We start from the raw sequence: 14,299 nt of genomic DNA on the forward strand, positions 1-14,299 counted from the left end.
GGCGCGCGCGTCGTGCAGCCGTTTCGTCCAGCCTGCCCTTGAGGGGTCACGATGCAGGAGTTCGCATGTCAGCGACAGGCCGTAATGATAAAGACGTGGATATCGACCTGGCGCGGCTGGTGCTTGCCATCTGGGAGAGGCGGGGAAAAATTGCAGCCGTGACATTGATCGCTGGCGGCGTGGCGTTTGCCGCGTCCAGTGTCATGTCGCCGGTCTATCGCAGCGAGGCCCGTGTCCTCATCGAAACCCGTGCAGCATCATTCGGCAATGCAGACCCGAACGGTACTGGCTCCCAGCAGGTGCTGGACGATTTGAATATCTCCAGCCAGACGCAGCTTCTGCAATCGGTCGACCTGATCAAGCAGGTTGCCCGCAACATGAAGCTTTACGAGCTGCCTGAATTCGACCCCGGTGCCAGCCCGTCAATGGTGTCGCGCCTGCTGGTCATGATCGGCATGAAAAAGAACCCGCTGGAAGTGGCCCCGGAAGAACGGGTCATTTCCGCTTTCCGGGAAAAGCTGCAGGTTTACCGCGCTGAGACGTCGCGCGTTATCGCCGTGGAGTTTTCCTCCAAGGACCCGGTGCTGGCCGCTGCCATCCCCAACGAAATTCTTAAAGTCTACCAATCGCTGCAGACTGACGCCAAACTCGATGCAAATTCTGAGGCCGCACGCTGGCTTGAGCCGGAAATCGCCAGCCTGCGCGAAAAGGTACGCGAAGCCGACAAGAAGGTGGCGGATTACCGTGCCTCTTCCGATCTGCTGACAGTCGGTGAAAACACCACCTTTGCAACACGACAGCTCGGTGACATCTCGACCGAACTGGCACGTGTTCGCGGCGAAAAGGCCAATGCCGAAGCGCGTGCTGAAAATGTGCGCAATGCACTGTCCTCCGGCCGCCCGACCGACACGCTGCCTGACATTATCGGTTCGCAGATGATCCAGCGTCTCAAGGAAACCGAATCCGGTATCCAGTCGCAAATTTCTGATCTCTCGACCACCATGCTCGACGGTCATCCTCGCATCAAGGCACTGCGTGCGCAGCTTGGCGGCATCCGCAGCCAGATTGAAACCGAAACCCGCAAGGTGTTGGCAAGTCTAGAAAATGAAGCGAATGTATCCCGCCTGCGGGAACGCCAGCTGGTGCAGCAGCTCAATACGCTGAAGGCAGACGGCGCACGTGCCGGTGAAGATTCTGTTGGCCTCAATGACCTCGAGCGTGATGCAACGGCGCAGCGTCAGTTGCTGGAAACCTATCTGGCCCGTTACCGTGAGGCGACCTCGCGTACGGCCAGCACCGATTCCAGCCCGGCTGATGCCCGCGTCATCTCTGCTGCCATCGAGCCGCGCGAACCGTATTTCCCCAAGGTTGGACCGATTGTCATCGTCGTTTCGCTGGTCACCTTTCTGTTGTCCTGCGTTGTCGTGATGCTGATTGAATTGTTCACCGGACGCGCCTTGCGGCCTGTCGGTGCATCCAGGCAAGAAGAACTGGAAACGCAGGCCACCGTGGTTGAGGCTGTTGCCGTGCCGGTTGCCGTCGTGGACGTGCCTGCCGACCGCATCCAGGTGGCAAGTGATGAGGCGTTGGCCGCAGAAATGGAAGAAACACTCGACCTGACCGAGACGCCTGAAACGCTCGAGGCGGCTGAGGCGAACGTGGTGGATAATGACGCGGCCGAGCAGTCTGGTCTTGAAACATTCTCCATCGAAATGGTCGCGGAATATCTCGCCATGAAGGGCGTCGGCCCGGTTGCAACCGTCGTATCGCCGGCTGGCGATGCCGGCTCCACCGCAACCGTCATGCTGGCGCGCGCCGTGTCGGAAAGCGGCAGAACGGTCGTGCTGGTCGACATGACGGCGTCGGCTTGTCCGACCCGCCTGATGGCGCCGTCCTCCAATCTGCCTGGTATTACCGATCTGCTGGCTGGTGAAGTCAATTTTGCCGAAACCATTCACAATGACCGCCTGTCCAGCGCCCATATCGTGCCGCAGGGCAAGACGCCGGCGCATGAGGCCATGCGGGTCATCGACCGTCTGACGATGGTGGTAAGCGCTTTGGCTGACGTATACGACACGGTACTGATCGAGTGCGGTGCGGTTGATGTGGTGCGGGCGGCTGGAATTCTGAAAAACCTCTCCACCGACATCATCGTTTCGGCGCCACAGCCGGACAAGGAAAGCCTGACGGGTGTCATGCAGACCTTGGCTGATGATGGCCATTCCCGCGTGCTGATCATGTCCGGCATGAGCAGCCAGCGTCATCCGCAGGATAGCAGCCGTACGGCGGCGTAATGGCCACCGTCTGGTCTCAGTCGCTTTCCGGTTTTGCGGTGTCCTTCTTGGCCCGCAGGGACTGGATGAAACCGTAGAGTTTGGGATGCGCCTTGATAAAGCTTTTAAGCGAGGCAAGCGCGCGGTAGCCAATGGCCGGCAGATACCCCCGCACAGATAGGGCACGGAAGATGTCATGTTGTACGGTTTCGACCGTGCACCAGCTTCTTTTGTAGAGCTGGTCGCCAATGCCGAAGTCGAAAATGGCGGCACCCTCGGCACAACTTTTCTCGATCATCAGCCAGAACAACAATTCGCCGGGGCTGGCATCGGCTGCCAGGTGTTGGTGGATCGAGCCGAACTGACAGATCACATGATCGCCCTTGCGCGACAGCCCAGCTAACGCAGCCACAGCGTTATTGGAACCGGGCAGGCGAATGGCATGGAGTTCCAGCGGCACATTCTCAAGGTGATAGGGCGCGTCGATAAGGCCATGGAAAAAGCTCTTGATCGCCTTGTCCTGGAAGACGTCAGGAATTTTCTGTGCCGCGAAACGTTCTGCCTTTTGCTGGAAAAACGTGTCCAGCAGGGCATGTTGTTCCTGGCGATCACGCGTCAGGTAATATTCGTAGCCACCAATCTCGTTCAGACGCTTGGTCTGCACGCGGTACTTTTTGCGACGGCGCTTGGCATTGACCTGCGCCAGCGTATCTTCAAAACGTGGCAAAAGCGGCAGCTGAAATGACCGATTCTGGTTTTCGCTGGTCGCCAGCGCCCTGAGCGGGTGCCGCCGTCCACGCCAGGTAAGCGGAATATTCTGCAAGGCCAACACATCGACGCGGTCGGATAATTGGCGGCGTATTTCGCTCAGGATAAACTGTGCATCTCCAGGCTTGGCCGTCTGCGCATAAGCATCGTCGAACAGGCCGGTATTGATATTGTTGAAATTGCCGCCCGGGAAACGCGCCACACGAAATGGGCCCTTGCGGCGGATTTCGAGCGGGATGAGAAACACCGTCTGGCCGGACACTTGACCACGAATGACCAAAATCGGCGTGCCCATGGCCTTGGACCATGCCGCGCACCACCAGTAACTCTGGTGGACGGAGTTAAGTGGGGAGTGCTCCAGACGTTGCCAGTCTGCCTCGACCGCCGCCATGTCGGTGACAACATCAACCGACAGCGGACCGGAAACCGCATGCGCAACGGCATGTTCAAAAACCTTCTGGCTTTCTGCTTCCGGCAGGTCTGGCTGTATTGCTCTCATCAACAACTCCGCAACATCTGCCGCAAAATAGCAGCAAGCCGTGCAACAAAGAGTTTATCGGCCAAGATGCGAGCTGAAACTTGTAAGTGCAGTTAGCACAAGGTTACTGGCCGGGTTTGCGGCCCGCCATCCACTTTATCAGCGCCATGGCCGGCAATACCCACAACAGACCAGTGCCTATGAAATAGAGCAAATGAACCCACCAGGGCGATTCCGCCAGATTGGCCGCTGCATAGGACGTCGCCAGAATGGCATAGACAATCACCATGATGATGATGACGATGGTGCCGATGAACGAACGCAGACGAGTGGGCATGAGTTTCTCATTGTGTTGACGTGTTTGTGGGTCCGCGACGGCTTGCCGCAAACATGCAGGGCTTGTTTTGCCTTAACGGTTGGGGCAAATCAACGTCATAGCTTTCTGCAGAGCCATGAAAATGACATGCCCTGCCTAATGAAACTGTCCTGCCTTGGCCAGAGACCGGCCAAGGGTACCGGCCTTCTTTGACGGGGTGAGCAACCCCTGTGGAGTTGAGAATATGAGCCTGAATACCGCAGCATTGGCTGGGAACCCTTCTGAGGCTGCAATAGAGCAGACACTTGTAAAGCAGGATCGTAATCGCCGCGTGCTGCGCATCTGGCTTGGTTTTGTTATTTTTACCCTGTTTTGCCTTGTGCTGGTGGGTGGCGCAACGCGCCTGACGGAATCAGGCCTTTCGATTACCGAATGGAAACCGATCCACGGTGCCATTCCGCCGCTTTCGGTGGAAGAGTGGCAAGAGGAGTTCGATCTCTACAAGCGCATTCCGCAATACCAGGAAGTCAACAAGGGCATGAGTCTTGATGAGTTCAAAACGATTTTCTGGTGGGAATGGGCGCACCGCCTGCTGGCGCGTGGCATCGGTATCATCTTTGCACTGCCACTGGCGTTTTTCTGGATCACCGGTCGCGTGGAAAAGCGCATTCGTTTGCCGCTGGTCGGTCTGTTGGCGCTGGGCGGCTTTCAGGGCTTCATCGGCTGGTGGATGGTTTCATCCGGTCTCGTCAACCGCACTGACGTGTCGCAGTACCGCCTTGCCACCCACTTGACCATCGCCTGTCTTATCTTTGCGGGCTGTATGTGGATCATGCGCGGTCTTTCGCATCATTCGCAGGATGCGGTCGGTGAAAGAAAGGGGCGCACCTTTGCAGCCGTGCTGTTCTGTCTCTGTCTGTTCCAGATCTATCTCGGTGCACTGGTGGCCGGTCTCAATGCGGGTCTGTCTTACAATACCTGGCCACTGATGGACGGTGCGGTCATCCCGAGGGATCTTTTCGTTCAGCAGCCCTGGTGGATCAATCTGTTTGAAAACCCCAAGACCGTGCAGTTTATCCACCGTCTAGGCGCCTACACACTGTTTGCAGTAGCACTTTGGAACATGGTCAGGCTGTGCCGTGACATCCCGGGATCGCCGCATGCCCGGCGCTCTGTGCTGCTGTTCGTGCTGATCCTGATCCAGGCGATCCTCGGCATCATCACGCTGCTGATGCATGTCGATATCCATGTCGCGCTGGCCCATCAGGGCATGGCATTGGTTGTTCTCGGATTTGCCACTGCCCACTGGCGCGGGTTTATCGGTGAATATTCCGCGCCGGTAGCCGTCGAGGTGCGTGACTGATAACGTTTAGAGCAGGGTGCGCGCGATCTGAAGAAACGCCAGACGTTCGCGCGCATTCTCACTGGCATCAAATGAGGTGCCATCTTCCACTGACCAGCAGATCGACAATCCTGCATGCGCGATGGCGTAGCGCAGGATTTTTTCTTCCCCGCATCCCAGCATCTGTGAAAACAGTGTGGTCAGCGCCTTGATGCGCGCCGGCTTGATAATATCGGGCAGGGCATTCAGCGGATTGCCGAAGATGTTTGCCACATCATAGGCGGCGTCACCAATCAGACCCTGCGGGTCAATTGCCAGCCAGCCGCGCGTGCCGCCGGACACGATGTTGTCGTGGTGCAAATCGCCATGCAGGGGTTTGATGTTGTCCTGTGTACCGAGAAGCTGCAATGCCAGCTGTCGGGCAAGGCCAAGCGGCTCACGCAGCATTGTGTCATAGCCGTCGAGTGACAGGTCAAATAGTGCTGCAAAATGCCTGTCGAGCGGCGTAAGGTTCTCAAGCGTCGCGGGTGAGGGCGCGTGCAGCCTGCCCAGTACATCGGTTATGATCCGGGTGCTGGCGGCCTCACCATGTTCAAGACGGAACTGCCGTAGTGTCAGGTCGCCCGCATCTTCCAGCAGGCAACTCATGCCATGGCTATCGATCAGCCTGATGGCGCCGTTGCCGTCCCGCCAGCGCAGGAAGGCCATGCCCGGCAACTCTCCGATGCCACGCGGCTTGAGTTCCTTCAGCACCGCCTTCTCACCGCTGTCAAGCGTCACGCGGTAAACCAAGCTGCTTGGTGTATCGGCAAGAAGAAAGGCGGAGGATATGCTCCACGGCCTTTTGATGTCTACGGAAATAACAGGTGCGGTTTTGCCTTCGGTCATGCCGAGAGCATCAGTTCCATGTTCTGCACAGCAGCACCGGATGCGCCCTTGCCGAGATTGTCCAGCAGCGCAACGAGGTTGATATGCTCGCCGCCTTCGGTGCCGAACACGAACAGCTTCATGGTGTCCTTGCCAGCAAGCTCCTCTGCGTCGATGCGTGACAGGCCCTTGCTTTCGTCCAGCGATACGACTGAGACGATGTCCTGACCGGCATAATGCGCAACCAGCGCATCATGAATGGTCTTGATCGTCGTGCCGTCCTTGAGATCGGCAGCAAACAGCGGCACCTGTACGATCATGCCCTGTGCGAAGCGGCCGACCGATGGCGAAAACAGCGGAGAACGATCGAGCAGACCATGGGTCTTCATTTCCGGAACGTGCTTGTGCTTCAACGGCAGGCCGTAAAGGAAGTTGTTGGCGGTAATCGCATCGTCGCGGCTCAGATCTTCCATCTGGGCAATCATCTGCTTGCCGCCACCGGTGTAACCCGAGACAGCATTGACGGACACGGGATAACCATCAGGCAGCAGACCTGCTGCGCGCAGCGGACGGATGAGGCCGATGGCACCAGTTGGGTAGCAGCCGGGGTTGGCGACGAAACGTGCGGAGCGGATCTTGTCGCCCTGTGCATTGTCCATCTCGGCAAAGCCATAGGCCCAATCAGGCGCGATGCGGTATGCTGTCGATGTGTCGATAATGCGCACATTGTTGTTGCCTGCGACCATCGATACGGCCTCTCTCGAGGCTTCGTCGGGCAGGCACAGAATGGCGACATCGGCATTGTTCAGCATGTCTTCGCGCATGGCGGCATTGCGCCGTTCTGCCTCGGGAATCGACAGCAGTTCGATATCGCGGCGGTCGGCCAGGCGTGTGCGGATCTGCAAGCCCGTTGTGCCGTGTTCGCCATCGATGAAGATTTTCGCTGTCATGCCCTTATCCTAGCTTTTTCAGTGGGTTATTGCGATTGGCGGAATCAGAGTGCCAATCGCTTGAATCAATTCCTCAGCGCGCCTTGGCAAGCCGTTCGGCGCGCAGGCCAAGCATATACATTGCAACTGTGGCACCGGCAATGGCGGTAATGTCTGCATGGTCATAGGCGGGCGCCACCTCCACTACATCTGAGCCTCTGATGTCCAGCTGGCCAAGTCCGCGCAGGATCGAGAGTATCTTGGAGCTGGTTGGCCCACCGGCAACCGGCGTGCCGGTACCGGGTGCGAAGGCCGGGTCAAGGCAGTCGATATCGAAGGTCAGATACACGGGCTGCCCGGCAGTGCGGTTGACGATCAGCGAGGAGACGTCACCCGCCCGCATGTCTTCGACGTCGTGCCCGTAGATAATCTTGATGCCAAAGTCATCGGGTGCGTGGGTGCGAATGCCGATCTGGATAGAGCGGTCGGGGTCGATCAATCCGTCACGCACGGCACGCGCCACGAAGGAGCCGTGGTCAATACGTTTGCCATCATCGAACCATGTGTCCTGATGGGCGTCGAACTGAACCAGCGCCAACGGCCCGTGCTTGGCAACATGCGCCTTCAGAAGCGGCCAGGTAATGAAGTGATCGCCACCCAGCGTCAGCAGGTAGTCTGAGCGGGACAGGATCTTGCGTGCTTCTTTTTCGATCTTGGCAGGGGTCTGCCAGTGGTTGCCGTAATCCAGCAGGCAATCGCCATAATCAATGGTCGGCATGCCCTCGAACAGATCGCGATGAAACGGATATTGTGGGTCGTTGTCGAAAATGGCTGAGGCACGGCGAATGGCCTGTGGTCCAAAGCGAGCGCCTGGTCGGTTGGAGGTTGCAGCATCAAACGGAATGCCCCAGACAACAGTCGATGCGCCGTTTAGATTTTTGGTGAACTTTCGCCGCATGAAGGAAAGCGTGCCCGCATGGGTCGGGTCTGTTGCTGCTGAGGTGAGGGAAGAAGCCGTGAATGCGTGGTCGATGGTTTTTCCCGGCATGCGTCAGTCTCCGTTTTATCGAATCCGTAAGCCTGTTCTGTGCGCGCGATGTGTATGTCCAGTGATGGCATTCGCTTTGTCAGCAACATCGCTGTGCGGCAAGATGCTCGACATTGTCCTTTCATGCAACAACACTTTCCCGACGTGAATGGCGGCCAGCGTTGCGCCTTCATGGAAACGAAAAAGCCGAAACGAAAAAAGCCGAAACGAAAAAAGGCGGAACCGAAGTCCCGCCTTTTCGAAGTCTGTATCCCGAAAGCGATTAACGCTTGGAGAACTGGAACGAACGGCGAGCCTTAGCCTTACCGTACTTCTTACGTTCAACAACGCGGCTATCGCGAGTCAGGAAGCCACCCTTCTTCAGAACAGAGCGCAGGCCCGGTTCGAAGTAGGTGAGTGCCTTGGAGATACCGTGACGAACGGCACCGGCCTGACCGGAGAGGCCACCGCCAGCAACAGTTGCGATAACATCGAACTGGCCTGTGCGTGCTACAGCAACAACTGGCTGCTGCAGGATCATCTGCAGAACCGGACGTGCGAAGTACGCGGTGAAGTCGCGACCATTGATGATGATCTTGCCAGAGCCAGCCTTAACCCAAACGCGGGCTACGGCGTTCTTGCGCTTGCCGGTTGCGTAGGAGCGACCGAGAGTGTCAACCTTGCGGACATGTACAGGAGCCGAAGCTTCTGCTGCCGGAGCGAGGTCTTTCAGAGAGGAAAGATCGGCCATTATTAGGCGCTCCTTACGTTCTTGCTGTTGAGCTTGGCAACGTCGAGAACGACCGGCTGCTGTGCTTCATGTGGGTGGTTGGAACCAGCGTAAACGCGCAGGTTCTTCATCTGGCGACGGCCGAGCGGGCCGCGCGGGATCATGCGTTCAACTGCCTTCTCGAGAACGCGCTCCGGGAAGCGGCCTTCGATGATCTGGCGAGCTGTACGCTCCTTGATGCCGCCTGGGTAGCCGGTGTGCCAGTAGTATTTCTTGTCGGAATACTTGTTGCCGGTGAAGACAGCCTTTTCCGCATTGATGATGATGACATTGTCGCCATCGTCAACGTGTGGTGTGTAGGTTGCCTTGTGCTTGCCGCGAAGACGGTTTGCAACGACGGTGGCGAGGCGACCAACAACGAGGCCTTCGGCGTCGATGATGATCCACTTCTTCTCCACCTCAGCGGGCTTCTGAACGAAAGTCGACATATTACTAGTCTTTCTGTCTGGACCCATGGGCCATAAGGCTCTGGGCGTTTTTTGTTGCTTGGTTTTCTTGCGCCTGAACGCAAGGGTAGGCCGCATTTGCATGAAATGTGACTTGGGCGAGCTTATACGTGGGTGCTGAAAAACCGTCAAGGTTTCGAATTTGGATACGGCTAGAAAAACGCAAGTAAAATCAATGGTTTGTTTGTGTGGTATTTTAATACCTCACTTTTTAGCCCAGCCGCATCACCAAAACACCCGCTGCAATGACGGCACCGGCCACATAACGCCAGATACTGGCCTTCTCCTTGAGGATAAAAACTGAGATGACGATGGCAAACAGGATCGATGTTTCGCGCAGCGCCGCAACGATGGCAACCGGCGCCTTGGTCATGGCCCAGAGAGCAAGTCCATAGGACAGGATCGAGCCGCCACCGCCCAGAATGCCGCGCCACCAGTTGCCGCGCACATGGTTGATCACGGCACGGCCGCCGCGCATGTAGATGGCGTGGCTGAACAGCAAGACTGGCGGCAAGAGTGACATCCACAAGGTATAGGAAATGGCATTGCCTGCCTCACGGGCGCCAACGCCATCCACAAAAGTGTAGCTGGCGATGACGACGGCATTGAGCAGCGCAAAGATCGTCGCGGTGCGGCCGCCGTGGCGTGCCTCGAATGCCAGTGTCATGATGCCTGCGCAGATAACGAAAATTCCGGTGAGCGCCATGGGTGACAGATGTTCGCCAAGAATGAAGCTGCTGCTGGCGGCAACCAGCAACGGCGCCACGCCGCGCATCAGCGGATAGACCAGCCCGATATCACCGAGTGTGTAGGCAACGGCCACCAGGCGGAAATAGATGAACTGCAGAACTGCCGATGCCAGAATGAAGGGGAGCGCTGTGATGTTCGGCATCGGTAGGAAGGGCAGAAAGGGCAGGGCACAGCAGGCGCCGCCGGCCGCAATCAGTGCGGCATCCAGTGACTTGTCCTTGCCGGATTTGACCAGGGCATTCCAGCTTGCATGGAGCAGCGCTCCGAAGAGAACCAATAAAAGCACATCGATAGACAAGGCAATGATCCGCGAGCGAGGAAAACGGCAGGTTATGTCCAGTTCTATTCGCAGTGAAAGCGCAAGTGCAAGCGGTGTGATGCACGCTTTATTGGGGATGAGAAAATGTCGTTGTCGGGCGACTTATCGAACGATGCTTTTGGCTGCATCGAAAAGCTGTGTTGGTCGATTTTTCAATGTCAAATAATAGAACAATACAACTATTTGGCGATTTGATTTACTGGTAATTTTTATGGGTTTTTTTGCAGCATCGAGACGTGGAAAAGCTAGTTGTTCTGGGAATGTTACAATTTGCGATATATCTGAAGTGTCGCTACTTGCCATTCGTCACTTAATTACTGGTTCAGACGATAGTAGATTTGCTCCCGCCAGGCGTTTTATTTCGTTAAGTTGGAATTTCTAATTAAACTATAAGTAGTCGCTAAAATGCCTATGAATAAAACGTGAATTTATCAAATACAAAAAGTGAACATTTTTCGCGCGTAAATTTTATTTCGTCGCATGCGAAACGGCACCGCAACAACATTGCGCCGAAAAACTGATGGAATTTTACGTGGTCAGCAGTCTCTGCCAAATGAAAACGGGCTGCAACGATCATTGGTGCGCGGTTCACATTTGTACACCGGGCAGTTCTTTGCGTCGCGGGTGGGAACACTGCTGTCAGCTGCGTATTCGCCGGTATCGCACTGACGGTCGCTTCGGACGTAACGGTCATAAAGCGTCATGTTGCGTACGCGCGTCGATGGGTAACGGAGAATGGCTGCGCCCTCACGGTCGATAGCACTCTGTACCGCTGCACAGCTCATGCCTGTTGTATTGTAGCGGGAAATGGCAGCGGCCGGAGAGGCCGCAAGCACGGCAAACATTACGGCGAATGTTGTCTTCAGCATGATCTGGTCCTTTTCTTTTTGTTGTTGGATCCCATATGCAAAAGTGCTTCGCATGTCGTAGCCCTTCGAAAAGATAGTCACCCATCCAAGGAACCGGATCATGCAGCACGATACTTACGACAATGATTATATAGCAGAAATTCTCGGCTCGGTGAAGACAATTGCCCTGACTGGCGCCTCGCCAAACCCGGATCGTCCAAGCTACGGCGTCATGCGGTTTCTGCTCTCTAAGGGCTACCGGGTGTTTCCCGTTAATCCGGGGCAGGCGGGCAAGGAAATTCTCGGCCAGAAGGTCTATGCGCACTTGGCCGATATTCCGGAGCCCGTTGATATGGTGGATGTGTTCCGCGCCAAGGAGTACCTGTCATCAGTCGTTGAAGAAACAATCCTGCTTTCGCCACGACCCAAGGTCATTTGGGGCCAGCTTTCCGTGCGTGACGATACAGCAGCCGCCAAGGCTGAAGCCTACGGTATCAAGATGGTAATGGACCGTTGCCCGGCAATTGAATATCCGCGCCTCAATATTACACTGGGTTGAGCGCGCAACAGGCTTATCATTTGCTGCCAAGGCGTTATGATCCTCCAAAGTCCAGTTCAAGGTCTGACATTTTGGAGGAAATACCATGTCCAGCAACAATCCCGGATTTGCGACGCTTGCCATTCACGCAGGCGCGCAGCCTGACCCGACCACGGGTGCCCGTAACACACCGATCTATCAGACGACGGCCTATGCCTTCCGGGATTCGGATCATGCTGCTGCATTGTTTGGCCTGAAAGAATTCGGCAACATCTATACCCGCATCATGAACCCAACTCAGGCGGTGTTGGAGGAGCGTGTCGCGGCCCTTGAGGGCGGCACGGCAGCGCTGGCCGTTGCCTCCGGTCATGCTGCCCAAATGCTGGTGTTCCACACATTGATGCAGCCGGGCGACAATTTTGTAGCCGCACGCCAACTCTATGGCGGTTCCATCAACCAGTTCGGCCATGCCTTCCAGAATTTTGGCTGGCAGGTGCGTTGGGCGGATACGGCTAAACCGGAAACCTTCGAAGAACATATCGATGATCGCACCAAAGCGATCTTTATCGAAAGCCTTGCCAATCCTGGCGGCACTTTCGTTGATATCGCTGCTATTGCTGAGGTTGCCCGCAAGCACGGCCTGCCGCTGATCGTCGATAACACCATGGCCAGCCCATATCTGGTTCGGCCGCTGGAACATGGCGCCGACGTGGTCCTGCATTCGCTGACCAAGTTCCTCGGTGGCCACGGCAATTCCATGGGCGGTATCATTGTCGACGGCGGTACATTCGACTGGTCGGCGTCCGGCAAATATCCGATGTTGTCCGAACCGCGCCCGGAATATTCCGGCACGGTGTTGCACGCCACCTTCGGCAATTTTGCCTTTGCCATTGCCTGCCGAGTGCTTGGATTGCGTGACCTTGGTCCGGCCATTTCGCCGTTTAACGCCTTCCTGATCCTGACGGGTATCGAAACCCTGCCGCTGCGCATGCAGCGCCATTCGGAAAACGCGCTTGCTGTTGCCAAATGGCTGAAAAAACACCCCAAGGTCGGCTGGGTCCATTATGCTGGACTTGAGGATAGCTCCAACCACGCCATCCAGCAGCATTATTCGCCAGCCGGTGCCGGTTCTGTCTTCACCTTCGGGCTGAAGGGCGGTTACGATGCCGGAAAGGGATTTGTCGCCGGTCTGCAATTGTTCTCACACCTTGCCAATATCGGTGACACCCGCTCGCTGGTCATTCACCCGGCCTCGACCACCCATGCCCAGTTGACGCCGGAACAGCAGGTCGCCGCCGGTGCCGGACCGGATGTTGTGCGTCTGTCCATTGGTCTTGAAGACGTCAAGGACATCATCGCTGACCTGGAACAGGCGCTTTCAAAGGTGTAACCGCGAACAAGTGAGAAATCTTAAAGAGCATTTTTATAAATTGAATACAGTTTCTTAGGAAGATTTTCAGTCTGTTTTGATGCCGCGATTCAATAAGCCGTTAGTAGCCAGCTACTAGCGGCTTATTTGTTTTGTCAGCTGAACTATTAGCAATGGCAATAAATGACTGGCATAAATGATAATAAATAATATACGTATATTATTCTGATTACTGTTCTCAGGAGGAAATGTTGGCTTCAAACAGATTACGTGAATACCGGCTTGGTGCCGATATGACGCAAGCCGAGGCGGCTCTGGCTGTCAGGGTTACTCAGCCGACATATCAACGCTGGGAGACTGGAGGAAAAGTTCCGGCGGGGAAGCTGGCTGCATTGGCGAAGTTATTCAACGCAACACAGGAGCGGCTTCTCGGAATCAATCCTCCCATTAAGGCTGTGTTCTACGATAACGGAGCGCCTGACGATCAACAGTATTATGGTGAGGTATCAATTCATTTTGTATCTGGCGGAGCCCCGCTCGTCCTTTCGATATCAGAGAAGGCGCGTATGCAGTTTTCCGAAGCAATGATGGAAACGAGCTACTTTATTCCTATTCGGAGCCTTACCAATCAATTGGTAGCAATCCGCCGTGACGCAATCGCTGACATTTACTTCTGCAGTGAAGCATATGACGATTTTGGACCTGAACACAAAACTTATGAGTTTCCTTCAAGTTTGCGATATCCCGATAACCGGGATTGGGAGATTATCGAATCTATTGTTTGCGATTTTGATGACGGTAAATACGATGCGGAGAGCGTCGCGCAGTTGACAAGGACACTTTGCGGCCCGCCGGACGACGTCATCGAACAGGACCTTGCAGCGGGCAGGGTGTCGATAGCGCAGGTGGAGGAGATGAAAAGAAAAGTTCCGCTGGTTCTTGATGAGGCAGAGAATTTGGCTCTCTTGTGCGTTTACCAGATCTCGCCTGGGAAACGGAGGAAGATTTTCATTGATAGCGACAGAAATATTTACGACGCATTCTCGGACATCTACTCAGGTGAATACATGCCAAGTTACGGCTCAAAATATGTCGAGGGCGTTGGATACCATCACTACCTGTTTATGAACCCCACGGTGCTCGATTTCATTTCGGTTCCCACTCACAAGTATCAGATGGGAATGGCGCAGGCGGAAGCTGCGGGAGACGAAGATGATGAGTGATGCCCGATTGTAAGAC

General features: G+C 55.7%; 14 protein-coding genes. 5 read left to right on the plus strand and 9 right to left on the minus strand.

The window, feature by feature from the left end:
- Positions 1-65 precede the first annotated feature (65 nt).
- Positions 66-2,294 (plus strand): exopolysaccharide transport family protein, encoded by a 2,229-nt coding sequence (locus IB237_RS05350; protein WP_192487527.1) that lies wholly within the window; start codon positions 66-68, stop codon positions 2,292-2,294.
- Positions 2,295-2,310: 16 nt separating this feature from the next.
- On the opposite strand, the gene IB237_RS05355 is transcribed toward IB237_RS05350, so the two are convergent.
- Together IB237_RS05355 and IB237_RS05360 are read right to left on the minus strand one after the other, a co-directional pair.
- Positions 2,311-3,540, minus strand: coding sequence for a GNAT family N-acetyltransferase (locus tag IB237_RS05355; protein ID WP_192487528.1), 1,230 nt, complete (start codon positions 3,538-3,540; stop codon positions 2,311-2,313).
- A gap of 103 nt (positions 3,541-3,643) precedes the next feature.
- Positions 3,644-3,856 (minus strand): DUF2842 domain-containing protein, encoded by a 213-nt coding sequence (locus IB237_RS05360; RefSeq protein ID WP_192487529.1) that lies wholly within the window; start codon positions 3,854-3,856, stop codon positions 3,644-3,646.
- Positions 3,857-4,079: 223 nt separating this feature from the next.
- Between IB237_RS05360 and IB237_RS05365 the strand changes: the two genes are divergently transcribed.
- Positions 4,080-5,198, plus strand: coding sequence for a COX15/CtaA family protein (locus IB237_RS05365; protein WP_192487530.1), 1,119 nt, complete (start codon positions 4,080-4,082; stop codon positions 5,196-5,198).
- A gap of 6 nt (positions 5,199-5,204) precedes the next feature.
- Here IB237_RS05365 and IB237_RS05370 read toward each other — a convergent pair whose 3' ends face one another.
- The 7 genes from IB237_RS05370 to IB237_RS05400 form a co-directional block, all read right to left on the minus strand.
- On the minus strand, positions 5,205-6,065 hold the full coding sequence (locus tag IB237_RS05370) for an aminoglycoside phosphotransferase family protein (protein ID WP_192487531.1): 861 nt from the start codon (positions 6,063-6,065) through the stop codon (positions 5,205-5,207).
- Positions 6,062-6,994: an N-acetyl-gamma-glutamyl-phosphate reductase gene (argC, locus tag IB237_RS05375; protein ID WP_192487532.1), complete on the minus strand. Its 933-nt coding sequence runs from the start codon at positions 6,992-6,994 to the stop codon at positions 6,062-6,064. Before argC ends, IB237_RS05370 begins: the two co-directional genes overlap by 4 nt.
- Positions 6,995-7,067: 73 nt before the next feature.
- Positions 7,068-8,021: an agmatinase gene (gene speB / locus IB237_RS05380; protein WP_192487533.1), complete on the minus strand. Its 954-nt coding sequence runs from the start codon at positions 8,019-8,021 to the stop codon at positions 7,068-7,070.
- Positions 8,022-8,283: 262 nt separating this feature from the next.
- Positions 8,284-8,751, minus strand: coding sequence for a 30S ribosomal protein S9 (gene rpsI, locus IB237_RS05385; RefSeq protein ID WP_192487534.1), 468 nt, complete (start codon positions 8,749-8,751; stop codon positions 8,284-8,286).
- A gap of 2 nt (positions 8,752-8,753) precedes the next feature.
- Positions 8,754-9,218: a 50S ribosomal protein L13 gene (rplM, locus tag IB237_RS05390; RefSeq protein WP_192487535.1), complete on the minus strand. Its 465-nt coding sequence runs from the start codon at positions 9,216-9,218 to the stop codon at positions 8,754-8,756.
- Positions 9,219-9,447: 229 nt separating this feature from the next.
- On the minus strand, positions 9,448-10,284 hold the full coding sequence (locus IB237_RS05395) for a DMT family transporter (protein ID WP_192487536.1): 837 nt from the start codon (positions 10,282-10,284) through the stop codon (positions 9,448-9,450).
- A gap of 557 nt (positions 10,285-10,841) precedes the next feature.
- Positions 10,842-11,174: a hypothetical protein gene (locus IB237_RS05400; RefSeq protein ID WP_192487537.1), complete on the minus strand. Its 333-nt coding sequence runs from the start codon at positions 11,172-11,174 to the stop codon at positions 10,842-10,844.
- Positions 11,175-11,274: 100 nt separating this feature from the next.
- On the opposite strand from IB237_RS05400, the gene IB237_RS05405 reads away from it, so the two are divergent.
- The 3 genes from IB237_RS05405 (at position 11,275) to IB237_RS05415 (ending at position 14,283) form a co-directional block, all read left to right on the plus strand.
- Positions 11,275-11,712, plus strand: a complete 438-nt coding sequence (locus IB237_RS05405) for a CoA-binding protein (RefSeq protein WP_192487538.1) — start codon at positions 11,275-11,277, stop codon at positions 11,710-11,712.
- A gap of 85 nt (positions 11,713-11,797) precedes the next feature.
- A complete protein-coding gene (locus tag IB237_RS05410) occupies positions 11,798-13,081 on the plus strand; it encodes an O-acetylhomoserine aminocarboxypropyltransferase (protein WP_192487539.1) in 1,284 nt (427 codons plus the stop codon).
- A 227-nt stretch (positions 13,082-13,308) separates the two neighbouring features.
- Entirely contained in the window at positions 13,309-14,283 is a 975-nt protein-coding gene (locus tag IB237_RS05415; protein ID WP_192487540.1) for a helix-turn-helix transcriptional regulator, read from the plus strand.
- The last annotated feature ends 16 nt before the right edge of the window (positions 14,284-14,299 follow it).

Source organism: Agrobacterium sp. AGB01 (genome assembly GCF_014851585.1).
In the GTDB taxonomy this organism is placed as follows: Bacteria; Pseudomonadota; Alphaproteobacteria; order Rhizobiales; family Rhizobiaceae; genus Agrobacterium.

What these genes read in the sequence shown, in the direction of transcription:
- IB237_RS05350 (WP_192487527.1), top strand. Translation starts at nt 66, where the DNA reads ATGTCAGCGACAGGCCGTAATGATAAAGACGTGGATATCGACCTGGCG.
- IB237_RS05355 (WP_192487528.1), bottom strand. Translation starts at nt 3,540, where the DNA reads ATGAGAGCAATACAGCCAGACCTGCCGGAAGCAGAAAGCCAGAAGGTT.
- IB237_RS05360 (WP_192487529.1), bottom strand. Translation starts at nt 3,856, where the DNA reads ATGCCCACTCGTCTGCGTTCGTTCATCGGCACCATCGTCATCATCATC.
- IB237_RS05365 (WP_192487530.1), top strand. Translation starts at nt 4,080, where the DNA reads ATGAGCCTGAATACCGCAGCATTGGCTGGGAACCCTTCTGAGGCTGCA.
- IB237_RS05370 (WP_192487531.1), bottom strand. Translation starts at nt 6,065, where the DNA reads ATGACCGAAGGCAAAACCGCACCTGTTATTTCCGTAGACATCAAAAGG.
- argC (WP_192487532.1), bottom strand. Translation starts at nt 6,994, where the DNA reads ATGACAGCGAAAATCTTCATCGATGGCGAACACGGCACAACGGGCTTG.
- speB (WP_192487533.1), bottom strand. Translation starts at nt 8,021, where the DNA reads ATGCCGGGAAAAACCATCGACCACGCATTCACGGCTTCTTCCCTCACC.
- rpsI (WP_192487534.1), bottom strand. Translation starts at nt 8,751, where the DNA reads ATGGCCGATCTTTCCTCTCTGAAAGACCTCGCTCCGGCAGCAGAAGCT.
- rplM (WP_192487535.1), bottom strand. Translation starts at nt 9,218, where the DNA reads ATGTCGACTTTCGTTCAGAAGCCCGCTGAGGTGGAGAAGAAGTGGATC.
- IB237_RS05400 (WP_192487537.1), bottom strand. Translation starts at nt 11,174, where the DNA reads ATGCTGAAGACAACATTCGCCGTAATGTTTGCCGTGCTTGCGGCCTCT.
- IB237_RS05405 (WP_192487538.1), top strand. Translation starts at nt 11,275, where the DNA reads ATGCAGCACGATACTTACGACAATGATTATATAGCAGAAATTCTCGGC.
- IB237_RS05410 (WP_192487539.1), top strand. Translation starts at nt 11,798, where the DNA reads ATGTCCAGCAACAATCCCGGATTTGCGACGCTTGCCATTCACGCAGGC.
- IB237_RS05415 (WP_192487540.1), top strand. Translation starts at nt 13,309, where the DNA reads ATGTTGGCTTCAAACAGATTACGTGAATACCGGCTTGGTGCCGATATG.